Origin of the sequence: Cellulophaga sp. 3_MG-2023 (assembly GCF_030546975.1) — a bacterium.
GTDB lineage: Bacteria > Bacteroidota > Bacteroidia > Flavobacteriales > Flavobacteriaceae > Cellulophaga.
Map to the genome: position 1 here is coordinate 83,726 of NZ_JAUOPS010000004.1, position 24,103 is coordinate 107,828.

A 24,103-nucleotide genomic window follows, 5' to 3' on the forward strand; every position below is an offset into this window, starting at 1 on the left:
GTAAGGCTACTTTATTAAAATTACAAACGATATAAAAAGCCACAAGTTTATTTATAAACTTGTGGCTTTTTACTTTTTATGACACGAATATATACTGATACAGGGCGAAAAAAAACTGAGTATTTCATCACTCTTAAAAACTACATTACTTAGCCTATATAACTACAATACAGAATTAATTTTTATATAAAAATGAAAAATAGATATTTACTAACAACAATATGTACACTGCTTATTAGTGCTTTTGCATTAGGGCAAACAATAAGCCTTGGCAGTGATGAGCTCGAAACAAACCAGTATAGTAATGACAAAATTGCTACATCTATTAAAGAGATCCTAAGCACAACAAATAACAAGGATATTTTAGGTAATGAAAAAGTAGAAAAAGACCTTATTATTGTTTTAAAAAACGATGGAGAAATAACGTCTTATGATTTAGAAAGTTTAGATCAAAAATGGAATATTAAGTTTACAGATAGCTCTTACAATAAAATGAGGAATCAGTTTAAAATTGAAAACTCTATTTTATATGCTACAAGCACACAAAAAGAAATTATTGCTGCTAATGTAAATGATGGCAGTCTGTATTGGAAAACAGAAATTGGTATGCATTCTGGCGTAGATAAAAGGTATGTAATTAGTGGTCAGCATTTACCAATACAAGGAAATTTAATTTTTTTAGCATCTAACAACAAACAACTATACGCTTTTAACAAATATACAGGAGACAAAGTATGGAACTACAAGCTACATTTTCCTTTCAATAACTATACGCCTGTTTTAAACAAAGACAACCTTGTAATATCTAACGCGCCTTATGTGTACTCTTTTAAATCACAAACAGGACAAGCAATTTGGCAAAGAGGTTTTGGTAATACCCCTATGTATTCTTTAATGCAGATGGATGATAAAAAAGCTTACGTAGCTAACGAATATAATAAAGTATATGCTTTAAATATTGACGATATGGCGTCTATAGCTTGGGAATACCAAACCGAACATACATATGCCAATATAGACAGCAACACTATACTAGACGGTGGAACGTATTATTTTACATCTGAAACAGATAATGATACCTTAGATGCTATTGCTTTAAATAGTGATAATGGGGAATTACTATGGAAAACCAGTCTAAATATTGATGGTGATGATGTTAGGTACTTTAGTAAATACAACAACTATATTTATGGTTTTACAAAGGCTGATGCTAATGCATTTTTTATGCTAAACGCTGCAGATGGTAAGCAGTTAAAAATTAGTCAGCCTAAGGAGAAGATACTATCTAATATTTTTATTTCAAATGGCGAACTAACATTTTTAACAAAAAACTATTTTGTAACCTACAACCTTAAAACAAAAAAGTACGCTTACAAAGACATTAAACTAGAATATGAGGTTAATGATGCTTTTAATTTATATTTTGAAATAGTTAAAGCCAATTAACCAAAACATTACAAAACAATTAAACCAGCTAAAATTTTGAACAACATTATTACATACATAAAGCCAGTTTCTATCTTAAAAAGAATTTTTGGTGCTCTTTTAATTTTACTTTCTATTTACGTTGTACTATTTAACAACATTTTATTTGGTTTTTTTATGTGTGCGCTGGGTATTTTTTTAAGTGCTACCACAGGTTCACAAATTAATTTAAGCAACAATACCTATAGAGAAATTTGGTCTATTTTTTCAATTCATTTTGGCAATTGGCATAAAAATCCAGAGTTTGAGTATATATCTGTTTTTAAAGGCAAACAATCACAACGTATAAATTCACTTGGTGCATCTGCGTCATTTTCAAATCAAATTTTTATTATCAATTTATTTTATTCAAAAAATAAACACATTACTTTTTATCAATCTAAAAACAAAGACAATGCTTTTAAAGTAGCAACAGATATTAAAAATACTTTAAAGTTAGATATTTTAGATGCTACAGAGAAAGAACAGAAATGGTTACCATAAGCAACTTATTATTACATTTTGCAAGTCCTATTTTCAAAAATTATTATTATTTAAGAAAATTAAAAAGTAGAACAAGCACAGGTTAATAACCTTAAAAAAAACCAAACATCAAAATAATAACTTACTATACAAAGGTTTTGTTGAATGCAGAACTTTTACAAAAAAATTAATCTTTTGCCTGAAAACAAGACTTAAGCATCTGGTATAAATCTGGATGCTTTTTTTTCATTACTTCTGGTTTTTCAAAAAAATATTCTGAAGCTACTGCTAAAAACTCGGCTTCATTTGTACCTCCATAATTTCTAATATCTGATTTGTTATCATTTATATCTTCCATCTTTTTATGTATGGTTTTTAACCAGGGAATAATATATGGCTCATTTAGCAAACGTTCTGGTATACCATCTATTACACCGTCTTGTTTATCTATTAAATGTATAAACTCATGTATTCCTGTATTGTGAATACGAGACTTATTTTTAAACCCATTGTGCAGCGCTTTTCTAGATAAAAGCATCTGGTTTTTAAACTGTCCGTTACCCACCATACCTGCAATATTTCTGTCTTTATCTTTTTTAGTAAAACTTAGGTCTTCATTAAAATGCTCTGGATAAATAAGTACTGTACTTAAATGTTTGTAATGCCACTCTGTAAAATTAAATACTGGAATTACTGCACTAGAGGCTATTAAAATTTTATCAATATCATCTACACTAAAGCCAACACTTTCTATATGCACCTCGCTTAAAAATAGCATTATTCGTTTTTGAAATCTTTGTTGTTCACTTGATGACAATTTTTTGTAAAACCTTACTTTAGAAACCAACAACGTGTGCCAATTAGAAGGAAATTTTTCTACTTTTTTATTTCTAGTAATTATAAATGCATAAATAGCAAAAGCTATTAAAAAGGTAAATCCTATGGTATAAAACATATAGTGGCAATCTAAAAATTAAAACGGAATCTAAACTAGAAAAATAGCTAAAAAGAAAAACCCCGTTTAAGTTACGGGGTTTAAATTTAAAAAAGTTTTTTACATAAAAATTATTTTTTTGCAGAAGGCGGTACAGCTGGCCTTACCTCTACTTTACTTGGTAAAGTTCTTGGATTCATTTGCGTTAAGTCTACCACCATTTGTCCTATATCTTCTGGCTGAATTTTCCAAGCATCTGCATCTGTAGGTGTGTGTCCGTTAAAATAAGTGGCTACAGATCCTGGCATAATAGTAGTTACTTTAATATCGTAAGGTCTTAAGTCTAGCATAATAGCTTGTGAAAAACCTACCACAGCAAATTTACTAGCGTTATAAGCTGCTCCTTTTTCAAAATAATTAGTACCAGCCAAACTTGCAATAGTAATAATATAACCTTTAGACTTTTTAAGGGTAGGTATTGCAGACTTTACGGTATTAAAAACTCCTGTTACATTTATATCTATAACGGCATTCCAATCCTCTGCACTCATTTCATCAACAGGAGAAAATCTTCCTACGCCTGCGTTAGCTATACAATAATCTAATTGTCCCCACTTGTCTACAACATGTTGTATGGCATTTTCTTCATCTGCTAGGTTTCTTACATCAGATTTAATTACTAAAACCTCTGCATCCCCAATTGTTTTTAAGTGTTTTTCTGCCTCATCTAAATCATTCTGCGTTCTTGCTGTAATAGCTACATTAACTCCTTCTTTTAGCAATGCTTCTGCTATTCCTAATCCTATTCCTTTAGAACCACCTGTTATATATGCTGTTTTTTTCATCTTCAATTATTTATATTTAACTCTAAAATTAGCAAGAAATTCTGTTTTATTCTGTGGTATAATAATCCATAACAAAAACATCATCTATTAACGAACCTATATTTTTTATAAGTGCTAAATGTTCTTTGTGAACCAAATACACCTCTAGCGCTTTTTCGTCTTTAAAAGTAAGCATAAAGCTATGGGTAAACCCTTTACTTTTTCCTTCTTTACTGTTGTTAATTCCCCATTCAAAATCTAAAATTTCAGGAATTTTATTTTTTAGCGCTACAAAATTCTCTACTGCCCTATTCACCTCTTTTGGTGTAGCAGCATCTTTATATTTTAAATTTACAACATGTCTAAGTTTTTTGCCATTTTTAGACTTAAAACTTACTTTATAAGCAAACATCTTTTTTACTTTAGGATCTACGGAACCTGCTAAAAAAAAGAAATTTTTATTAATTTTTATTGATGCTAACCCATAATAAATAGGGTAACTAGTATCTAATACTCCAGAAGGTTTTAAGGTGCCATTAGCATTTAATTTACATAATTGTATGCTATTATCATCACGCGTACCTATTGCAACTAATGCTTCAGATTCGTCAATTTTTAATATTTCAATACGTGTTTGTCCTGCTAATTTTGTGGTAGCATTATTAACTAAAACAGAATGAGGAATAAGTTCTCCTGACTCATTAACCTTAAAAACGCTTACACCATCACCATGAAAAACAAAATCTTTCTTTTTAATAAAATTACCTCTTTTATAATATTTATGATGTCTATGCCCTACAACAATATAATGGTTAGCTCCTAAAGTAACTCCGTTTACAGGGTATGCGCCTGTTAAGTAACGGTTGGTTGTATTGTCTGCAATGTTATTTATATTTTTAAAAGTGCCATTGTTAAAAACCTCAAAACTACTAATGCCATTGTCTTGAAAACCACCTGTAATAAGAAATGTTTTGCCATTTATTTTATGCGAATACATACCAATTATACCGTCTGTATGTATAAAATCATCATCTGCAAGCGATTGTATATGACTAAGTTTTCCGTTTTTATGTATTTTAAAACAGCTTAAACCCGGTGTGCTCTCTAGTCCACCAACAAAAAGGTAAAAATTGTTTTTTATAGGAATAACTTTAAGAGTAATAACTGTACCTAAATAAGTCTTTAGCGTATCGTTTAATACAAATACCCTTTTTAAGCTTCCATTATCTTCTATACTATAAACCTCTACACTATTGCCTCCTTTATTACCTACAAATAAATAATCTGTTCCCTTTATATTATGAGCTACCAAACCTCTTGCTGGTCCTTTTTTGTTCTGCAACTCATAAGCACCAACTGGAATTAATTCTCCGGTAGCGCTTAGTTTAAATACATTTATAAATGCACCATCTCCTCCAGAGAATACATAATTAACTCCGTTTTTACTGTAAGTAGTAGCTGTAACCGTGTTGTACTTGGTAGTTTTAAAATCTGTTTGTTGTAATACTGTATAATTACTTTTTGTAAGTTGAGTATAACCAAGGAAGCAACTACAACTAAATACGATAAAAAATATACTTTTAATCCAATTCATTTTACTTTGTTTTTTGCTCTTTTAATATAGATTTTGCTCCGTAAGTCGCTATTTTATGATCTTCTTCTATTGTACCACCACTTACTCCTATGGCTCCTATTATTTTCCCTTCATTGTTTTTTATAGGAACTCCTCCTGGAAAACTAATCAATCCATTATTAGAGAGTTCTATATTGTAAATAATACCACCTGGCTGGGTAAGTTTACCTAAATCGCCAGTTGCAATATTAAAATAACGAGAGGTTTTTGCCTTTTTTATAGCTACATCTATACTACCTAAAAAAGAATCGTCCATACGTATAAAAGCTTTTAAATTTGCTCCTGCATCTACCACAGCAATATTTACCAAAACCCCCATACTTTCTGCTTTTTGCTTTGCCTTTAAAATTGCACTTAAAGCATCCTTGTCTGTAATATCTGTTGTGTTTTGTGCTACTAAAAAAGTTGAAGTAAAAATTAGCAGTACAAATAAAAGTCTATTGCGTTTTAAAGTTTTTCCCTTTGGTTTAAAGGTAATTTTAGGTGTATATAAATTCATCATTATTGGTTGTTACATATTAATGTAATGCAAATCTCTATAATGAAAATGAAAAAAAAGTTGAACAAGTTCAACTGTAAAAAATTATTTTTCGTTTTTTTTAATCTTGCTTAAAAACTCGTGTCTAATACCCAAATAACCTGCAATTTGTTTATCTGTTAGTTTTAAAGAAATGTCTGGATATGTTTTTATAAAATACAAATACCTTTCTTTAGCTGTTAAACAATGATTACGTATTAATCTTCTTTGCCAAGACACAACAGCTTTTTGAAACATTATTTTAAAAAGCTTTTCTACAATTGGAAGCAAATTACATAGTTGTTCTTTATCTTCTTTATTAATTAATAGCACCTTACTATCTTCTAAAGCCTGTATATTTAGTTCTGATGGTGTTTGGTTCATAAAACTATCTATATCCATTAACCACCAGTCTTTTGCAGCAAAATACAAGGTATTATCATTACCGTTTTTATCTAAAGAAAACACTCTAAAACATCCCTGTACCACAAACCCCTCAAATTTACAAATGCTTCCTTGAGTTAATAAAAACTCTTTTTTCTTTATCTCTTTTGTTGTAAAATAAGAGCATATTTTCTCTAGCTCTTTGCTAGAAAGATCTAAATTACCGTTTAAGTTTTTCTTTAATAATTGGTATGGCATAGTTAAAATAAATTAGTCTAATGTAGCTAAATACTCTTCTGCATTAGTTAAGTGAGCTTGTTGTTTTTCTCTATCCATTTTATCATACATACGTATAAGCATTCCTAACCTTGGGTTAGACAAGAAAAAATCTCTTTGTGTATGCATAAACCTCCAAAAGAGTCCGTCCCAAACGTCTTGCCACTCTCCTTTTTTGTAATTACTCATTTTCATTAAATAATTACTGCCGCTTATATAGGGTTTGGTCGCCATTAAACCGCCATCTGCAAACTGACTCATACCATACACATTAGGTACCATAACCCAATCATAAGAATCTATAAACAACTCCATAAACCATTGGTATACCTCATCCGGATGAAACTCGCACAACAACATAAAATTACTTAATACCATTAAACGCTCTATATGGTGGCTATATCCTGTTTGTAATAGTTTTTTAATAGTTTGGTCTATTGGTGGTATACCTGTTGTTCCTGTATAAAAAGAAGCTGGTATTTTACGTGTAAACTTCCAATAATTAGTAGTACGCTCCTCTGTTCCTTTAGTAATATACATACCTCTAATAAACTCTCGCCAACCAATAATTTGCCGTACAAACCCCTCTGTAGAATTTATAGGCACGTTGTTTGCCTTAGCGTAATCTAAAGCCCTGTCTACAATTTCTTTTGGTGTAATTAACCCCACATTTAACATAGGTGTTAATACACTATGGTTTAATATAGAGTTTTCTGCTACTATGGCATCTTCATACACACCAAACCCCATAAATCTTTGTTCAAAAAATTGCTGTAACCAATCTTCAGTTTCTTTAAAATTAGTTGGGTATAGACTATGTTCTGTTAGTGACCCTAAATTATCTTCAAAATTCTTATTTACATATTCCTTTGCTTCCTTATAGTATTTATCTACATCTGGAAACTGAATAGATGGAGGTGTTTTTTTTGCCGGATATTTTTTACGATTCTCCGCATCATAAGTCCATTTACCTCCTTCTGGTTCTCCGTTTTCATCAATAAGAATATCTAATTTTTTACGTTGTTCTTTGTAAAAAGTAGTTTGGTGGTATTTTTTTTTGTCTGTGGTAAAAAATGATGCTAAATCTTCTCCAGAATTTAAAAATAAAGGTGAAGTGTGTACTGTGGTTTTTATTCCTGCTTTTTCTGCACTTTCTTCAATTCGTTTTTTTAACCAATTATCTGTTGGGTCTATATAATTTATATCCTCAACATTATCCTTTTTTAACTCTTGTAGAAATATTCTAATATCAGATTTTTTATCTGTTGATGCTATGTAGGTAACGTCACTATTATGTTCATCAATTAAAAAATCTCTGTACCTCATCATAGTTGCTCTATGAAAAGCAATTTTTTGCTTGTGAAAAGAGTACTGTTTAAAAAATAAATATTCTTCTATTAAATAAATGGTTTCCCCATTACCTAACATAGGAGATTTTTTAAATAATTGATGCGGAAAAACTATACTTATACTTTTCATTTATTTCTTTTACAACGTTGACTACAATACTTAACCTCTTCCCAATTTTTCTCCCACTTTTTACGCCAAGTAAATGGCCGTTCACAAACAATACATATTTTCTGTGGCAGATGCTGCTTTTTCATTTTTATTATTTTTTTCTGGGCTTTACGTGTGTATTTAATATACGATCTTTTTCATTCTCTACAGCAGGGTGCTTTTTATGTCCCCAAATTTTATCTCTGGCAGCCTTAGCACTTGTTTGTAAATCTACAATAGGCAACGGATAGTCTTCACCTATAATTACACCACAAAATGTTTGCTCCATTAAACTCATTTTCCAGGGCTCGTGAATATAACTTACAGGTACGTTAGCTAATTCTGGAATCCACTTTTTTATAAACAAACCTTCTGGGTCGTGCTCTAGTGAGTTTTTTACTGGGTTGTACAAGCGTACTGTATTAACACCTGTTGTACCAGCTTGCATTTGAAACTGAGGATAATGTATACCAGGCTCATAATCTAAAAATAAACGAGCCAAATGGTATGTACCTTCTCTCCAATCTTGGTCTAGATTTAAAGTTAAAAATGAAACTAACATAGCACGCATTCTAAAATTAATCCAACCAGTTTCTGTTACAGCTCGCATACAAGCATCTATTAAAGGATAGCCAGTTGTACCTGTTTTCCAAGCCTTAATGTAATCTTCATTTATAGGGTGTTCTAAAAGCTCATACCCTTTATTTACACAATGAGTCTCATAAACACATTCTACCTCAAACTTTTGAATAAAATGACAGTGCCAATGTAGCCTTGTTAACATTGCAGAAAACGCATTACTATTTTTTGTGCCATTTGGGTGTGTCCCTATAAACTGAAAAGCTTGCTTTACACTAATATTACCCCAAGCTAAATAAGGAGAAAGCCTACTACAAGACATTCTACTTTCTGTTGGTTTAGAAATATGTTTTTGATACTTAAAACCTCTTTTGGCCGCAAAAGATTTTAAATAACGCCACGTATTAATTTCACCTGCTGGCTGGTACTGTTTGGGGTAAACTTTTAACTTACTTTCTAATTCTTTTGGCAACAAATATTTATGCTCTAAAACCTCTACTTTCTCTGTGTTAGTAAATGTATTTTTAATTACAGGTTGGTGCATTGTTTTATGCCATTGCGTACTCCAATCTTGTCTGTTTTTAATACCTCGTAAAATACCGTCTCTTTGGTACTCTTGCCAATTAATATTATTTATTTTACAAATTTGCTTTACCTTTTTATCTCTTTGCCAAGTAGCCAAAACTCCACTTTCTTGATAACTAAAAACATTTTTAATTTCATAAGTATCACTCAAAAAATTAAATGCAGTAACAGCATTAGTATATAACACAGTTACTTTTTTGTTAAATGGCTCTAAAGTATTGTTTAGTGTTTTTAAAGAGTGATAAACAAACTGTAAATGCCTTAAACTAGTATCTGGATAATTGATGAATTTTGGCTCAAACAAATAAATAATTATATAAGGAACATTAGCCTGTTCTGCTTTTTGAAAAGGTCTATGATCCTGAGAACGGATGTCTCTTTTTAACCAAACTATATTTATGGTTTGCTTTTTCAAAAACTAAGCTCTTTTTTACATTTTTTCCAGAATGAAAAAAAAGATGGATAGTAACCATTTACAGTAAACATCCAATCTCTTGCATCTTGCTCTCCTTGGTAATGTATTACCGTTGGGTGTTCTTTAAAATAGATTTTTTTTAACTGATGCTCAGCAACTAAATCTGAAAATTCTCCTACGTAGACCTGTACATTACTAATATTATCTTTTACTAATTTTAGCATAAAATCTATGCTTTTTTTAGATACCGGATACTTTTTAAAATGAGAAGGCTCTAATAACAAAACTCTATTTACAATTTCTTCTTTTCTCCAATTAGGATCTAGATTGTAAAAATTATAAACACAGGTTGGCAATTCCTCATTTAGTTTTATTTGCAGAGGTTTAGGAAGTGTAGTTGTTAAATCTACATCTATGTTTTCTTCTAGTTCTTCAGGTATTTTTAAAGACTCAAAAGCACTATAAGGAACATCTAAAAAAGTATTATTTTGTTCTGTAAAACAATACTTATTAATATTTTCTTGGTTTGCATAATATTTTTTATTGGCATTAGCCCCAGCTACCCATTGCCAACTTAGCGCATTACTAGCCCAATCTGCATCTAATAAATTATAATACATCCATTTGGCAGGTAACAACCAATGGCTTTGCCCTATATTACAAACTAAAGATGCTACATACATACGTAAGTGATTATGTATATAACCTGTTTTCCTCAATTTACGTATTGCATCATCTACAGCTGTTACTCCCGTATTTGCATCTGCAATTGACTTTGGCATTTGCGTGTTAGACACATGTGTTTGTTTGTGTTTTAAGTCTGAATTAATTTCTTCTCCTTTTGCAATCCAAACCTGCTGCCAATAATCTCTCCAAGCTAATTCTTGTATAAATTTTTCAATTTGTGCTGGTGTGTATCCTTTAGCTAAAACCTCTTTTAATACAAATTTAGTAGAAATTACACCTCTAGAAATATAGGGAGACAAATGGGTTACTGCTCCGTTAATATAATTTCTTGTAGATGCATATTTTACAGGATTAACTTGGTTTACGCGTTGGTAAATTTCTTTTATACCTGTAGGGAATACATCTGGTGTATTATTTATTAATGAGCTCATAGCTAGCCTTTACTTATATTTTTTCCCAGATTAGCTCTACATTTAAATAAAAACTACCCATATAATTAAAGTTACATTCGTTAGGTTTTATAATAGATAAAAAAGTTTCGTTATTTTCTCTTTTGTATAAATGATAAGTTTGCCCAACAATAGGCTCAAAAGTAAACTTAGCGTCAAAAATTAATTTGTTGTACTCGTATTGCTCTAGCATAGCATCATACTGTGCTTTAAGCTCTAAATACCTTGCCTCTAACTTGTGGTTTACTTTATTTATACTCCTATTTTTCCAGGCTATATTATCTGTAGTGGTAATTACTGGTGCACCAACAGATGTTGCGTATGGCTTAAGTGCCGCATCATACTTTTGGTTTTCTACATTAAAAACTACATTGTCTGGTTTTTTACTCTCCTTCATTTATAATAACTTGTTTATCAATAACTAAAAAAGAATTAAAAAAAGAAATCCTCTTTTACTTTATAAAGATAAGCATTGTATCATAATTTATATACCTAAAAGTGAACTAGCGTTCTTATAAAATTGTTAATTCTACACTCTTGTAATTAGATTTTGGAGCATCACAAACCGAGCATTTATAGTTTTCTGGCAAGTCTGCAAAAGCGGTATTTGGAGAGATATTAAAAGTAGTGTCTCCGTACTCTTCATCATAAACCGTAAAACAAGAAACACATTGGTGTACCGCTTTTACCAGTTGCTCTGCTTTACTGCTATCCTCTGGAGCAACTACATCTGCACGGCCTAGTTGTTTAAAATACTTTTTACTTAACTCCATTAAAAGTCCGGGTAGCTCTATCTTATCTACATCTAATGCATATGCCTTGTAAATATGTGTATTAGGATCAAAATTTTTAAAATGAAGCACATTATATGTTGGCCTAATTACAAAGTCTTTTGCTATTGTTGGTGTTGTATTTTTTTCTATAATTACTGATGCAAAATGAGATCTTTTACCAGACTCATTACTTAGCCCAAAAGTTAAACCGTAAGTACTAATATCATTCTGATTTAAACTCAAAACCAAAAAGTTTTTTAACTCTAAAGCTTCTAAGTCATCTACTGGCAAATGCCAATTCATTTCTAACTGCGAGTGCCTAATATTTATTCCTCTTTGCCCTAAAAAGCGTTCTAAGTTTGGTCTACTTTGTTTTTTAATACCTTTTACTATAAAAGATTTCCAAGGTGTAATACATATTTTACCTATTCCGTTGTCTAAACAAAAGCCACAAAACTCTTTTAAAAATTTTAGATCATATTTATTATTTCTCCAATACAACCCAAGCCAATATTGGTCTAGCCCCATACGGTTCATCCCTTCATAATACGGAAAAGTTAAGTACGGCACCTCTAAATCTTTTTCTATACTTTTATTATTGGTGTCTAACTTTTTACTCAGGACAAAAAATAATTCTTCAACATTTTCTACATCTTCATAAATATCTTCAATAGCTTTAGAGATAATATTAATATCCCAACTATACACTAATACTGGGTAATAGTCTCCTTTTTTCCAATGTGGCAGTTTTACATTTAAATACCAATAATCTTCACTCTTTGATGCTATAAAATTTAAATTACCACTAAAAATAGGAACCAGACGTTGTTTAGGGTCGGTTATGTTTATTTTTAATTTAGGCAGATAATTAAAACGTTCTAAAATGTATAAAAAAGTAGACCCTTTTAACCAAAAAGTCATATCAAAAATATCTGCACATACATAAGATGACACTATGTTTTGATAAGCTCGTGTACCTACAATATCTGTGTTGTATTCTGATATACGCTCTAACTGTTCTTCTTTGGTATTTTCTAACGGAAATAACAAATCTTGCCTAGAGCCAAAATAAACTTCTTTAAGGCCAGCTGCCTCTAACATTGTTATACTGTCTTTTAATTCTCCTGGAGAGGTAACGCCACCTTTAATTAAAATTCTATGTAAATCATCATTCATAATAAAACTATTAATTTGCTAATTGAAGCTGACTATTTAGTATTTCTTTAATTTCTGGCTTGCAACTACCACAGCCTAAACCTGCTCCTGTTTGTGAGCATAATTTTGTAAAATCTGTACAGCCACCTTGTACTGTTTCTATAATATTTCCTTCTCCAACTTGACTACATGAGCACACTAATTTCCCTTTTAAAGGTACCGAACTAGACGCGCCTCTTAACAGCTCATTTCGTTTTTCAGACAGCTCTATTTCCTCTTCAATTAAACGTTTAAATTCTGCAAATTCATTTTTATCACCCATTAAAATAGCCCCTTTTAATGTATCATCTTTTACAATACATTTTTTATAAAAACGCTTGCTTACATCCATTAAAATAATTTCTTCATAACTAGAGTCATTTGCAGGAGAGTTTACCATACCTATACTGCACAGATCTAGATTTTCAAACTTTAAAATATTCATTAAAACAGACCCATTATAAATACTACTAAAGTCTCCTAAAATATAATTAGCTGCTATATCTGCTTGCTGTTCTGCTGCCGATGTAATACCAAAAAGTGAATTGTTAAACTCTGCTATTTCACCCAAAGCAAAAATAGAAGAGTTGCTTGTTTGCATATAAGAATTTACCACAACACCACGCCTAGTTTTTAACTTTGTTTGTTTTGCTAACTCTATGTTTGGTCTGGTACCAATGGCGTAAACTATAGCATTACATTTTATAGTTTTTCCTGTTTTTAGGTTCACCAAAATACTATGACTACTTGTCTTTTCATCAAAAACAGTACTTACTTCATTATCAAAATATAAGTTTATATCTCTTTCTAAAACATCTTGTGCCAACAACCTGCTTGCCACATTATCTAATTGGCGCTCCATTAATCTTGGTGCTCTTTGTATAATACTAATATTTACGTTTATCTTTTTTAATGCAGCCGCTAACTCTAAGCCTAAAAGTCCGCCGCCTACTATAACCACATGTTGTTCGTTATTAGGCAATCCTGTTTCTTGTAAATACTTTTTCAATTTATCTGCATCTCCACGTTCCCTCATTGTAAATCTGCCTGGTAAGTTTATAGGCACGTCACTAGGCACAAAAGCCCTGCTACCAGTTGCCATAATTAACAAATTATAACTATGTGTAACGCCATTTGCATCTACAATTTCTTTAGCTTCATCATTTACATTAATTACTCCAACACCAGAATACAGTTGCACATTTAATTTTTTTAATTCGCCTTTTTTAAGTTTTTCTAATGCTTGCCAAGACAGCTCATTACTAACATATTCTGGCAACAAAACCCTGTTATAAAACGGATCTTTTTCTTTAGAAAAAACGTGCAACTCATCTACTGTATTTTTTTCTCTGTAGGTTTGTATAAACCTGTAAGCAGCTGCACCTGCACCTACCACAATTACCTTTTGCTTAGGCTTTACATACTTTTTAACCTCAACGGCACAATATTTAAAATCTGGTTCTTTAGACACAGGATCTACAATATCATTAGTTAAGTTATTAGCCCTACCAAAATCGTTATTTAATATTTTACCCCAATGCATTGGTAAAAAAACCACCTGCTCTCTAATATCAAAATTTATAGTTACCTTAACCTGTACTTCTCCTCTTCTACTTTTAACAACTGCAATATCCCCTTCTTTTAATTTTCTTAAAAAAGCATCTACTTTATTCATTTCTAAATAAGGCGTAGGTATATGAGTTAGTAATCTTTTTACTTTACCTGTTTTGGTTCTAGTGTGCCATTGGTCTCTTACTCTACCTGTATTTAAAATTAAAGGATAGTCTACATTTGTTTCTTCTGATTGATTATATGTTTCTGAAGGAGCATTAAAATGTGCTTTGGTATCTGGAGTATTAAAAATAAAGTCGTTAAATAAACGTTGGGTTCCAGGGTGATTGTTATGTGGTACTGGCCATTGAAAACTTCCTTCGTTTTTTAGTCTGTTGTAGGACAAGCCAGAGACATCTATACTTGTGCCTTTTGTTAACAAACAATACTCATCATAAACCTCACTTGCACTGTTATAATTGAAACCAGAATACCCCATTTCTTGTGCAAAACGCCATAATATTTCTGCATCTGGCAAAGCCTCTCCTGGTGCATCTATAACTTTAGGCAGGTAACTAATTCGTCTTTCAGAATTTGTCATTGTACCTTCTTTCTCTAACCAACCAGCGGCAGGCAAAAGTAAATCTGCAAACTTTGTGGTTTCTGAATTGTGCGATATATCTTGTACTACAACAAAACTTGCTTTTTTTAAGGCACGTTCTACTTTATTTACATTTGGCATACTCACCGCAGGATTGGTGCAAATAACCCAAATAGCCTTTAATTTTCCTTCATCTAAAGCGTTAAACATTTCAGTTGCTGTATAACCCGGTTTGGCTTGTATTTCTGTTCCTCCCCAAAAATCTGACACCTCTTTTCTGTGTTCAGGATTATTTAGATCTTTATGTACAGCCAACAAATTTGCCATACCGCCAACCTCACGACCTCCCATTGCGTTTGGTTGGCCTGTTAAAGAAAACGGACCAGCACCAGGTTTGCCTATTTGCCCTGTAAGTAGTGATATATTTAGCAGTGCTACATTTTTAGAAACACCAATTATACTTTGGTTAAGCCCCATTGTCCACATACTAATAAAGCCTTTTGCATTACCAATATAAAGCGCTGCTTTTTTTATATCCTCTGCTTTTATTCCGCATTTTTTGGCAGCAGCATTTAGCGTTAGTTGAAAAGCACTTGCTTTGCATTCTTCAAAATTAACGGTGTGTTTTTTTATAAAACTTTTATCTATTTTCTTTTTTTCTATAAGCACACGTGCAATAGCATTAAAAAGAATTACATCTGTACCTGGTAAAATTTGCAAATGCAAATCTGCAGAAGCACAAGTCTGAGTTTTTCTTGGGTCTACTACTATTATTTTTACATTAGGGTTTTCCTCTTTATGCTTTTCTAGACGCCTAAATAGTATTGGATGACACCACGCTGGGTTAGCACCTGCTATTAAAAAACAATCTGCCAACTCTATATCTGCATAGGCAATTGGCACAGAGTCCTCTCCCACAGTTTTTTTGTAACCTACTACAGCAGAACTCATACATAAGCGCGAGTTGGTATCTATGTTATTACTACCAATAAAGCCTTTTATTAATTTATTAGCCAAGTAATATTCTTCTGTTAAGCATTGTCCAGACACATAAAAACCAACACTATTGGGTCCGTGCTTATCTATAATACTTTTAAAAACTGCTGCTGCCCTTTTAAACGCATCATTCCAAGATACTCTTTGTAATGGGTGGTTTCTACTCCAACGCATTTCTGGATACAAAATACGATCTGTAGTATCTTGAGCTACGTAGTTTAAATTTTTCCCTTTAGAACAAAGCATACCTTTATTAACTGGGTACTCCTTATCTCCTTCTACAGTTAAAACTCCTTTAGCATCTTTACTTACTACTATTCCGCAACCTACCCCGCAATAGGAACAAATTGTTTTATGTGATGTATTCTTTTGCATAGCTCTAAATAATAGGTATAATAACACTATTTTTTTACTATGGAAAGATAGATAATTACGTATAAATACGTAGTGATGATTTCATAATAATAAGGGGAACATTTTGTTATATTTATAAATAAACTACTTAAAAACAACAGCTTAATATAAATTTTAATTTACTTAATACCACTACGGTATGCACTTGGTAAAATACCAACGCTTTTTTTAAAGTATTTTACAAAATAAGAGTCGTCTTCAAAACCCAGACGAAAAGCAATTTCATTACTCTGCAGTGATGTAAATTTTAGCAAACGTTTTGCTTCTAAAATAATGCGCTCTTTTAGCAATTGAGAAGGTGATTTACCTAACAACGTTTTGGTTATACTTGTTAATGTTCTTGAAGAAATATTTAAAATGTCTGCATACGCAGTAATAGATAATCCTTTGTTGTAGTTAACCTCTATAAGATCTTTAAAATTGAACAGCTGCCGCTCGTATGTATTGTTAATTCTTAACTTTTTATCATCATTTAAATGATGTACCCTTTCTAAGTTTATTAATAATGATTTTAATAAAAAACGCACAGTATCCTCGTGACCAAACTTTAACTCTTTAGGCAGTTCTTTTTGTATTAATTTAATATGGTGCTCTGCTATTTCTGCTGTTTCTTTATCTATGTGGTAGCAAGAGTTTTGTTCTACATTAAAAATAGTATACTTTAAAAATATATCTACATCAGAATGCATAAAAAAACTTTCGTTAAAATGAATTAACCAACCTTCTACCTCCAAATTATCATCAAAAGAATGTATTTGATCTTTATTGGTAAAAAGCACACTATTTTCTTTTATATCATACGTTTTAAAGTCTATAGTATGTGTACCACCTTCATTAAAAAACCAAATTATTTGATAATAACTATGTGAATGCGGTATTGCTGCTTTTTCAGGATTTTTTTTACGGTATTCTTTTAAGTCGTACACCTGAAACTGTAGCTTGTTTGGGTACGCCTTATGTAAATGATATTGTTCTATTTTATTAAAATTTTTCAACTATCTAATAATTTTTTAGCTGCTAATTTTCCACTGTAAATAGCTCCATCCATATAGCCTCCATAAACAGGAGATGTTTCTGTTCCCGAAAAAATTAACTTACCATTAAAGTATGTATCGGCAAAAAGAGAATCTCCGTAGGTTGGACTCATATAAATAGACTTAATTGTTTTGCAAGATGTGTTTACGTCTTTAGACCAGTCTTTTTCATAATAAAACGTATAATCCATTATTTCTTCTCCCAAATATTTAGAAAGATAAGACAGAATTTTGTTTTTACGTTCTTTTGCTGTTAAATCTCGTAATGCTTCATTTACAAAACCCATTAAACTATAATCATTATTATCAGAATTACAATGATCATACAACTCTGTAACCGAACCAACTTGACCTATAACAGTACCTGATAAGTCTTTTTGCTTCCAAAAAGGTTCTTTAAATTTTAGTCCAACTTTTATAGCATTACTCATCCAAGTATGTGTATTTTTCATTGTACCAATTAAGTTAGTCGGTAGTTCTGGAAAAAAATTAATTCTAGAAATTATACGTGGCGGAACAGTTAGCACCACTTTTTCTGCTATATAAGTTTTGTCTTTAGTACTAACTTTTATGTAATTACCTTCTTCTTCAATTTGTAAAACTGTAGCATCTGTTATTATTTTACCTGTAAAACCTTGTGCTAATTTGGTTATTAAAGCACTAGACCCACCAGAAATTCTAGATGCAGAAGGTGCATCAGGATCACTTTTAAAATAATGAGCCGGAGCCATAGAACTGTAAACCAAAACACTATTACCACTAGTATATTGAGGGAATTTATTAATGTTTAATTCCCTCAATATAGCATTTACATTTGTATGGTGACTTTGGAACCAAGTAGCTCCTAAATCTATATGATTTTTAGTAACTATTCTGCCTCCAATTTTGGCTCTGGAATCTAAAACTAAAAAATCTTTTTCTCCAGACTTATGCAATTCATATGCAGATGTTAGCCCAGAAAGTCCGGCACCAATTATAATATATTTAGTAGTATTAATCATTTTTATTTATTCATTAAGTGTGTGCCATGAACAACTGCGGCTCCTGCACGTAATGCTGCTGCAACAAATGTAACTTCTGCTAACTCTTCTTGTGTTGCCCCTGCATTTTCCGCTTGTTTTTTATGTATTTCTAAACAATAAGGGCACTGTGTAGTTAATGCTACTGCAACTGCTATCAATTCTTTATACTTTTTTGGTATTACACCATCTGCTAAAGCTGCTTCATCAAAAACCTGAAAAGCTTGCATTGCCGGAGATGCATTTTTACCTAATTTCCCTAATTTCTTAAGGTTGCTCATATCATACATAAGACTATTATATTTAGATTAAAAAATTAATTTCTTCCAGACATTACACCACCATCTGTATCCCAAATAGCACCTGTTACCCATGAAGCACTATCAGACAACAGAAAGTGTATGGTTTTTGCTATATCACTTGGTTGTCCTATTCTCCCTATTGGATGAAAACCATTAAAACCTTTTAAGGCTTCGGTTGCCTTATCATTATCTCCAAAAACACTATCATAAACTGGTGTTTGCACTACTGCTGGAGAAACTGCATTTACTCTAATTTTTTTATCTGCAAGCTCCATAGCCAAATGCTGAGTTAAAGAATGTAAACCTGCTTTTTGCATAGAATATGCAGAAGAAGGTGTTGCCTTTACCGCTTGTTTTGCCCACATAGAACCTACGTTTACAATAGAACCGCCACCTGTAGATGCCATTTTTTTAGCTACATTCTGTGTAATAAAAAAGAAACCACGGTTTAAATCTTGGTAAGAGTTGTAATCTTCTAAAGTATGATCTAAAAAAGCTTTTGGCCCAAATATACCTGATGCATTTACCAAATAATCTAGATTATCCCAACCACCAATTGTTGTGTTTAAACTATCTATTTCTGATGAATTTGTAATATCTACTTTGTGACAAAATAAATCTTCAGGTGCCTCTTTTTTAAATGCATCTAATTTATTTTGGTTTGTACCTACTACGTGTACTTCTACCCCTTCTTGTAATAATTTTTCTGCAGTTGCTCTTCCAATTCCGCTACTACCTCCAATAATTAAGGCTCTTTTTTTCATTTTGTTTTGTATTAAATTAATATACGTACAAAATTATGTAGCTTTTAATATCTAATATGGTAGCTTATAGAAAGAGAATGGTAATTTTAGGAAACTAATATAAAAGCGTATTATTTATACCCTTAAACAAGATTATATTGTTGTGCTTTTTTAGACAAGTCTATAAGGTTTTTAACTTCCATTTTACGCATTAAATTAAACCTATGCGTTTCTACAGTACGTTTACTATTTTCTAGTTTTTCTGAAATCTGTTTATTTGTTAAACCTGTTAGTACAAGCTCTAATACCTGAAGTTCTTTACTGGTAAGATCAAAAGGATTATTGGTTTTTGTTGTCTTTGATGCTTCAGAAATAGATTTATTACCGTGAAGCAAATTATTTACCAAAACATTAGATATGTCTCCACTAAAATATTTTCCTCCTTGTTGCACAGTGTGTATTGCTTTTATAAACTCTACTTTACCTGTATCTTTTAGCAAATAACCGTTTGCACCTGCATTTACAGATTTAAGAATATATTCCTCTGAGTCATGCATAGATAAAATAATGGTTTTGGTAGTTGTTCCTTTTTTATTTAAAACATCTACTGCATCTATACCATTCATAATTGGCATTCTAATATCTATAATTAAAAGATCTGGCTTTTTTTCTTCTACAATAGCTATAGCTTCTTCCCCATTAGCTACCTCTGCTACTACAACTAAATCTTTTTCTTCTTCTAGTAAAGAACGTATTCCGTCTCTTACTAAAGAATGATCATCTGCCAATACAATACTTATAGTACTACTCATTCATCTAAATATTTACACAAATATAATTTAAAAATACGTAGTTACATACGTAATATACTTAGGCAATACTATAAAAAAAGTCGCTACATAATACTGTAGCGACTGGGGAATGGCTATAAAATTGATTGTTATTTTGTTGTATTTAAAAATTTTGGTTTGATGGTTAGCATTGCCCAAGCCCAATTTTGACCTCCGGCAGAAGCATCTTTAGTAGTTTCTTTTAGCTCATACATACCATCATTTGCAAACATTTGTGAATATCCTATTGCCAAGCCGTAGCCCTTAAACTTTTTAGAAAAAACTAGATCTATTTCTGTCCCTAAAGATTTTTCTCCGCTTGGCAATTCTTGCTCACCACTAAAGTTTAATGCCTTAACCATAAGATTAGACGTTTCATTTAATTTAAAATTTGCGCTTAAATGTACATCTAAAAGTCCAACAGAATTAGCGTGGTTGCCTACATAAAAATAATCCATAAAGCCATTAAATTTATGATTGGTTCCGTACAACGGAAAAAATGCTCCTGTTTCACCTGCATCTGCATCATTACCACTAATAAGCTCTATACCTGCCCCTAAAGTAATTTTATCTGATGTTTTTAAACTAAAATCTAAACTTGCCAAATAAGCACCTTTTACATCTACTTCTCCTTGTCTTTTTCCTGTTTGTAAAAATAAATTACTGCTAACACCCAGTTTTCCTTTTTTATACTCTAAGTGTGTGCCAAGAGTTAACAAACTACTAGTACCATCTGCCGTAACACCATCATCTTCATATTCCTGAAAACCATTATTTAGCACCAACAAACTACCTGAAAAAGTGTCCCAATTTTGTTTTAAATATAAGTACTGCATTGTTTTATAAGAAAAGAAACCCGTTGTACTATATTCCGTTCCTACAGATGAAAAACCAGATAAATTTGCTTTATCTTGATTAAATGCTAAACCTACATCTAATAAAAATTTATCTTTTTTATACTGTAACAAAGCCGCATCATGGTTACGGGCTTGTTGCGCCCAACCTACAGACCCCAAAATTCTTTGATCGTCATAATCTAATGTCTGCCTTCCTATTTTTGTAGAGAAACCTTCTCCTAAAGTTAGTTCTCCCCAAGCTTCAAAAACAGCAAAAGAATTATTAGTATCTGCAGGTAAAAGTTGCCTATTTTCTCCCCACGTCATTACATCTTGCAAACTTAAATATACCTTGTAAGATTCATCTGCGTACCCAAAATTTACACGTGCTCTAGTAGATATACCAAAACCTGCATCTGCATCTTCTGCAATTGGACTTCCGTATCCGTGACGGTATTCGGTTCTTGGCCTAAACTCGCCATCTATTTTAAACTGTGCTATGGTATAATTAGAAATTAGACATACCAGACCTATTAAAAAATGTATTTTTTTCATTTTCCCTTAAGTTTATATTATTTATTTTTTCTGATAATAGAACTAATATTATTTATCTGCTACCTGTAGTCTAGCAGACACTTTCTCTTCTGATGATGCAAATTTGATGGCTAAGGACAGTAATGCTGCTACCAAAATACAACCACCAATAACAAAATAACCAGATGAAACTGCTGAAGCAGAAGCCACAGTTTGTGCCGCTTTTATAGCCTCTTCTCCTAACCCATTGTTAGATGATATTGCTGCGCTTTCTGCTACTGCAGACTTAGACTTTAATAGCATTGCTGCTAAAAATGCACCTACATTACCACCTGCACCTACAATACCTGAGATAGACCCAATTGCCTTTTTATTTATAAACGGTACAACAGAAAATGTAGCTCCTTCTGCCATTTGTACTGTTAAGCTAAATGCTATTAAAAACAACATTCCTACTGCTATACTTGTTGTCATTGAAAAGAAAGATAACATTAAACCCTCTGCAGCTAAAATAACAGCCAAGAAAATAACACGACCACGTAAGCCTTTAGAGTTACCAAATTTATCACCAAAATAACCACCTAATGTTCGGGCAAAAATGTTCATTAAAGCAAAAGACAAAACCAAGTTACCAGCAAAAGACCTTTCTAAACCAAATCTATTTTGCAAATAATCATCCATAGTGCCATACACCGTAAGTTCTATTCCAAAGCAAGCAGCATAAACAAAAAATAAAATCCAAACCCTATAATCTTTTAAAACACTAGCAAAAGATGCTTCGTCCTTTTTAAGAACAGGCATTTCACCTCTTTCTTTTAATTCTGAAAAATTACCCTCTGGAGTATCTTTTGTAAAGAAATAATATACCAATCCCATTAAAAAACATAGTACACCAGCAATAACCATAGAGTAACGCCAAGCAATTTCATCTGCAACACCAAAACTTACAACTGCTGCAGCAATTAAAGGCATTCCCAAACGGTTAGCTCCACCTCCTAGATTCCCCCAACCTGCAGAAGTAGCATTTGCCGTACCTACAATATTTGGCGCAAACATAATAGAAGTATGAAACTGCGTAATTACAAATGAAGCTCCTATAAAACCAATAAGCAACCTACAAATTAAAAACTGTAATGGTGTTTGTACAAAACCAAGCAATATTACTGGTATTGCTCCTAATACTAGTAAGTAGGTATAGCACAATCGTGGACCATATTTATCACATAATTTACCTATTGCTAAACGTGCAAATACAGTTCCTGAAACCGCTAAAATAATAGAATTCCATTTTTGAGAAGGAGTTAATCCTAAATCTCTAACCACATCTGGCATAAAAGGAACTATACCAAACCAAGCAAAAAAACAAAGAAAAAAAGCCAGTGAGGTAATCCAAAAAGTTTTCATTTGAATACTTTTAAAATCTCGTAGATTTAATTTTGTAGCCTTGTTAGATGTCTTGTTTATCATATCATATTATTTTAGAAGGTTATATAGTGAACTATTTACACTTCAAAAATAAGTATTAATACGTATAAGTACGTAGGTGTAAATAAAAACAATACACAGAATACGTATTTTTATTAAAATGATAGAATTTGTATTTATAAAAAATCAAAATGAAAAAAAAGAAATATTAAAATGTAGAATTTGACATTTTTAAAGAAATTTAAAAACAAACAACAAGCTAAACCACAATGTATTAGTTTAATAAAAGGTGAAAAAATGACTAAATTATTTAATAACTACGTAGTTACTCATATATAATTTTACATCCCTGAGTTAAGTACACGCTGTAACTCTTCTTCAAAAAAAGAAGGATGCTCCGCTACCACATCACCAATAACTATAATACCAGGGAGCGCAGTATTAATATCTTTATTAACTGTTTTATAATTTAATAAAGTACCTGTTATACAGGTTTCTTTATCTAAAGTTCCGTTCTGTATTATAGCAAAAGGTGTTGTTTTACTCCTGTATTTTAAAATCTCTGTTGCAATTTCTCTAAACTTACGTACACCCATTAATATTACAAGTGTTGCTGATGATTTTGCTGCCAATTTAAGATCTTGAGAGAACGACCCATCCTTTTTTGTAGCTGTCATTACCCAAAAACTACTACTTATACCTCTACGAGTTACTGGTATACCTTGACTTGCCGGAACAGCAATAGCACTACTAACTCCCGGAATAACAACAACTGGTATACCAAAAGACTCTACGTATTCTATTTCTTCACTTGCTCTACCAAACACAAACGGATCACCACCTTTTAAACGTACTACGTGCCCATATGTATATGCACTTTCTACTATAAGCTTATTAATATCATCTTGCAATAAAGAATGTTCTCCGCAACGCTTACCTACGTATATTTTTGGTATATCTGTATCTATTTCATTAAGTAATTCTATACTTACCAATGCATCATACAAAACTACAGATGCCTGCTGCAAAACCTTAAAGCCTCTACGTGTAATAAGGTCACTACTACCAGGTCCTGCGCCAACTAAACTAACTTTTGGCATACTTGCTAACATCATAATATACAA

The 24,103-nt window shown here is 31.7% G+C and carries 22 protein-coding genes; 2 read left to right on the forward strand and 20 right to left on the reverse strand.

All coding sequences use genetic code 11. The annotated features are described in order from the left end of the window. The first annotated feature begins 192 nt into the window (after nt 1-192). Together Q4487_RS11645 and Q4487_RS11650 are read left to right on the forward strand one after the other, a co-directional pair. Nucleotides 193-1,446, forward strand: coding sequence for a PQQ-binding-like beta-propeller repeat protein (locus Q4487_RS11645; protein WP_303543191.1), 1,254 nt, complete (start codon nt 193-195; stop codon nt 1,444-1,446). 36 nt (nt 1,447-1,482) lie between these two features. After that, nucleotides 1,483-1,968 carry a hypothetical protein gene (locus Q4487_RS11650; RefSeq protein WP_303543189.1) on the forward strand — a complete coding sequence of 162 codons (486 nt, stop codon included), beginning with the start codon at nt 1,483-1,485 and terminating at the stop codon, nt 1,966-1,968. Between the two features lie 166 nt (nt 1,969-2,134). Here the strand turns inward: Q4487_RS11650 and Q4487_RS11655 are convergent, their stop codons facing one another. The 20 genes from Q4487_RS11655 to cobA all read right to left on the reverse strand — a co-directional run bounded on the left by Q4487_RS11655 (nt 2,135) and on the right by cobA (nt 24,094). Beyond that, nucleotides 2,135-2,902, reverse strand: a complete 768-nt coding sequence (locus Q4487_RS11655; protein ID WP_303543186.1) for a zinc-dependent peptidase — start codon at nt 2,900-2,902, stop codon at nt 2,135-2,137. Between the two features lie 110 nt (nt 2,903-3,012). Next, the gene (locus Q4487_RS11660) at nt 3,013-3,726 is read right to left on the reverse strand and encodes an SDR family oxidoreductase (RefSeq protein ID WP_303543184.1); all 714 of its coding nucleotides are present in this window, start codon (nt 3,724-3,726) and stop codon (nt 3,013-3,015) included. 46 nt (nt 3,727-3,772) lie between these two features. After that, nucleotides 3,773-5,299: a Dabb family protein gene (locus Q4487_RS11665; protein WP_303543181.1), complete on the reverse strand. Its 1,527-nt coding sequence runs from the start codon at nt 5,297-5,299 to the stop codon at nt 3,773-3,775. Nucleotide 5,300: 1 nt separating this feature from the next. Next, the gene (locus Q4487_RS11670) at nt 5,301-5,840 is read right to left on the reverse strand and encodes a heme-binding protein (protein ID WP_336622669.1); all 540 of its coding nucleotides are present in this window, start codon (nt 5,838-5,840) and stop codon (nt 5,301-5,303) included. Between the two features lie 81 nt (nt 5,841-5,921). Beyond that, the gene (locus tag Q4487_RS11675) at nt 5,922-6,497 is read right to left on the reverse strand and encodes a Crp/Fnr family transcriptional regulator (protein ID WP_100894953.1); all 576 of its coding nucleotides are present in this window, start codon (nt 6,495-6,497) and stop codon (nt 5,922-5,924) included. Between the two features lie 12 nt (nt 6,498-6,509). Further along, nucleotides 6,510-7,994 carry a cryptochrome/photolyase family protein gene (locus Q4487_RS11680; protein WP_303543178.1) on the reverse strand — a complete coding sequence of 495 codons (1,485 nt, stop codon included), beginning with the start codon at nt 7,992-7,994 and terminating at the stop codon, nt 6,510-6,512. Beyond that, nucleotides 7,991-8,119: a DUF2256 domain-containing protein gene (locus Q4487_RS11685; protein ID WP_013620306.1), complete on the reverse strand. Its 129-nt coding sequence runs from the start codon at nt 8,117-8,119 to the stop codon at nt 7,991-7,993. Before Q4487_RS11685 ends, Q4487_RS11680 begins: the two co-directional genes overlap by 4 nt. 5 nt (nt 8,120-8,124) lie before the next feature. Then, nucleotides 8,125-9,591, reverse strand: coding sequence for a cryptochrome/deoxyribodipyrimidine photo-lyase family protein (locus Q4487_RS11690; RefSeq protein WP_303543175.1), 1,467 nt, complete (start codon nt 9,589-9,591; stop codon nt 8,125-8,127). Further along, on the reverse strand, nt 9,588-10,709 hold the full coding sequence (locus Q4487_RS11695) for an FAD-binding domain-containing protein (RefSeq protein ID WP_303543172.1): 1,122 nt from the start codon (nt 10,707-10,709) through the stop codon (nt 9,588-9,590). Before Q4487_RS11695 ends, Q4487_RS11690 begins: the two co-directional genes overlap by 4 nt. Nucleotides 10,710-10,722: 13 nt before the next feature. Then, on the reverse strand, nt 10,723-11,124 hold the full coding sequence (locus Q4487_RS11700) for a DUF2452 domain-containing protein (protein WP_100894949.1): 402 nt from the start codon (nt 11,122-11,124) through the stop codon (nt 10,723-10,725). Between the two features lie 115 nt (nt 11,125-11,239). Then, nucleotides 11,240-12,676, reverse strand: coding sequence for a rubredoxin (locus Q4487_RS11705; RefSeq protein ID WP_303543169.1), 1,437 nt, complete (start codon nt 12,674-12,676; stop codon nt 11,240-11,242). A gap of 10 nt (nt 12,677-12,686) precedes the next feature. Further along, nucleotides 12,687-16,217 (reverse strand): nitrate reductase, encoded by a 3,531-nt coding sequence (locus tag Q4487_RS11710; protein ID WP_303543167.1) that lies wholly within the window; start codon nt 16,215-16,217, stop codon nt 12,687-12,689. A gap of 158 nt (nt 16,218-16,375) precedes the next feature. Beyond that, a complete protein-coding gene (locus Q4487_RS11715; RefSeq protein WP_100894947.1) occupies nt 16,376-17,251 on the reverse strand; it encodes an AraC family transcriptional regulator in 876 nt (291 codons plus the stop codon). Continuing rightward, complete coding sequence (locus Q4487_RS11720) at nt 17,248-18,291, reverse strand: FAD-dependent oxidoreductase (protein ID WP_303543165.1); 1,044 nt, start codon at nt 18,289-18,291, stop codon at nt 17,248-17,250. Before Q4487_RS11720 ends, Q4487_RS11715 begins: the two co-directional genes overlap by 4 nt. A 2-nt stretch (nt 18,292-18,293) precedes the next feature. Continuing rightward, nucleotides 18,294-18,590, reverse strand: coding sequence for a carboxymuconolactone decarboxylase family protein (locus Q4487_RS11725; RefSeq protein WP_232732605.1), 297 nt, complete (start codon nt 18,588-18,590; stop codon nt 18,294-18,296). A gap of 35 nt (nt 18,591-18,625) precedes the next feature. Beyond that, nucleotides 18,626-19,375 (reverse strand): SDR family NAD(P)-dependent oxidoreductase, encoded by a 750-nt coding sequence (locus tag Q4487_RS11730; RefSeq protein WP_100894944.1) that lies wholly within the window; start codon nt 19,373-19,375, stop codon nt 18,626-18,628. Nucleotides 19,376-19,497: 122 nt separating this feature from the next. Continuing rightward, on the reverse strand, nt 19,498-20,166 hold the full coding sequence (locus Q4487_RS11735) for a response regulator transcription factor (RefSeq protein WP_303543161.1): 669 nt from the start codon (nt 20,164-20,166) through the stop codon (nt 19,498-19,500). A 128-nt stretch (nt 20,167-20,294) separates the two neighbouring features. Then, nucleotides 20,295-21,575, reverse strand: a complete 1,281-nt coding sequence (locus Q4487_RS11740; RefSeq protein ID WP_303543158.1) for an alginate export family protein — start codon at nt 21,573-21,575, stop codon at nt 20,295-20,297. 48 nt (nt 21,576-21,623) lie between these two features. Continuing rightward, on the reverse strand, nt 21,624-23,021 hold the full coding sequence (locus tag Q4487_RS11745) for an MFS transporter (RefSeq protein WP_303543156.1): 1,398 nt from the start codon (nt 23,019-23,021) through the stop codon (nt 21,624-21,626). 299 nt (nt 23,022-23,320) lie between these two features. After that, the gene (gene cobA, locus Q4487_RS11750) at nt 23,321-24,094 is read right to left on the reverse strand and encodes a uroporphyrinogen-III C-methyltransferase (protein WP_336622667.1); all 774 of its coding nucleotides are present in this window, start codon (nt 24,092-24,094) and stop codon (nt 23,321-23,323) included. Between the last annotated feature and the right edge of the window lie 9 nt (nt 24,095-24,103).

Bases quoted from the DNA above. Each gene is read 5' to 3' on its own strand.
- Q4487_RS11670 (WP_336622669.1), bottom strand. From the start codon at position 5,840: ATGATGAATTTATATACACCTAAAATTACCTTTAAACCAAAGGGAAAA.
- Q4487_RS11675 (WP_100894953.1), bottom strand. From the start codon at position 6,497: ATGCCATACCAATTATTAAAGAAAAACTTAAACGGTAATTTAGATCTT.
- Q4487_RS11725 (WP_232732605.1), bottom strand. From the start codon at position 18,590: ATGAGCAACCTTAAGAAATTAGGGAAATTAGGTAAAAATGCATCTCCG.
- Q4487_RS11665 (WP_303543181.1), bottom strand. From the start codon at position 5,299: ATGAATTGGATTAAAAGTATATTTTTTATCGTATTTAGTTGTAGTTGC.
- Q4487_RS11700 (WP_100894949.1), bottom strand. From the start codon at position 11,124: ATGAAGGAGAGTAAAAAACCAGACAATGTAGTTTTTAATGTAGAAAAC.
- Q4487_RS11660 (WP_303543184.1), bottom strand. From the start codon at position 3,726: ATGAAAAAAACAGCATATATAACAGGTGGTTCTAAAGGAATAGGATTA.
- Q4487_RS11645 (WP_303543191.1), top strand. From the start codon at position 193: ATGAAAAATAGATATTTACTAACAACAATATGTACACTGCTTATTAGT.
- Q4487_RS11720 (WP_303543165.1), bottom strand. From the start codon at position 18,291: ATGATTAATACTACTAAATATATTATAATTGGTGCCGGACTTTCTGGG.
- Q4487_RS11730 (WP_100894944.1), bottom strand. From the start codon at position 19,375: ATGAAAAAAAGAGCCTTAATTATTGGAGGTAGTAGCGGAATTGGAAGA.
- Q4487_RS11745 (WP_303543156.1), bottom strand. From the start codon at position 23,021: ATGATAAACAAGACATCTAACAAGGCTACAAAATTAAATCTACGAGAT.
- Q4487_RS11705 (WP_303543169.1), bottom strand. From the start codon at position 12,676: ATGAATGATGATTTACATAGAATTTTAATTAAAGGTGGCGTTACCTCT.
- Q4487_RS11695 (WP_303543172.1), bottom strand. From the start codon at position 10,709: ATGAGCTCATTAATAAATAATACACCAGATGTATTCCCTACAGGTATA.
- Q4487_RS11735 (WP_303543161.1), bottom strand. From the start codon at position 20,166: ATGAGTAGTACTATAAGTATTGTATTGGCAGATGATCATTCTTTAGTA.
- Q4487_RS11680 (WP_303543178.1), bottom strand. From the start codon at position 7,994: ATGAAAAGTATAAGTATAGTTTTTCCGCATCAATTATTTAAAAAATCT.
- Q4487_RS11740 (WP_303543158.1), bottom strand. From the start codon at position 21,575: ATGAAAAAAATACATTTTTTAATAGGTCTGGTATGTCTAATTTCTAAT.
- Q4487_RS11655 (WP_303543186.1), bottom strand. From the start codon at position 2,902: ATGTTTTATACCATAGGATTTACCTTTTTAATAGCTTTTGCTATTTAT.
- Q4487_RS11685 (WP_013620306.1), bottom strand. From the start codon at position 8,119: ATGAAAAAGCAGCATCTGCCACAGAAAATATGTATTGTTTGTGAACGG.
- cobA (WP_336622667.1), bottom strand. From the start codon at position 24,094: ATGATGTTAGCAAGTATGCCAAAAGTTAGTTTAGTTGGCGCAGGACCT.
- Q4487_RS11710 (WP_303543167.1), bottom strand. From the start codon at position 16,217: ATGCAAAAGAATACATCACATAAAACAATTTGTTCCTATTGCGGGGTA.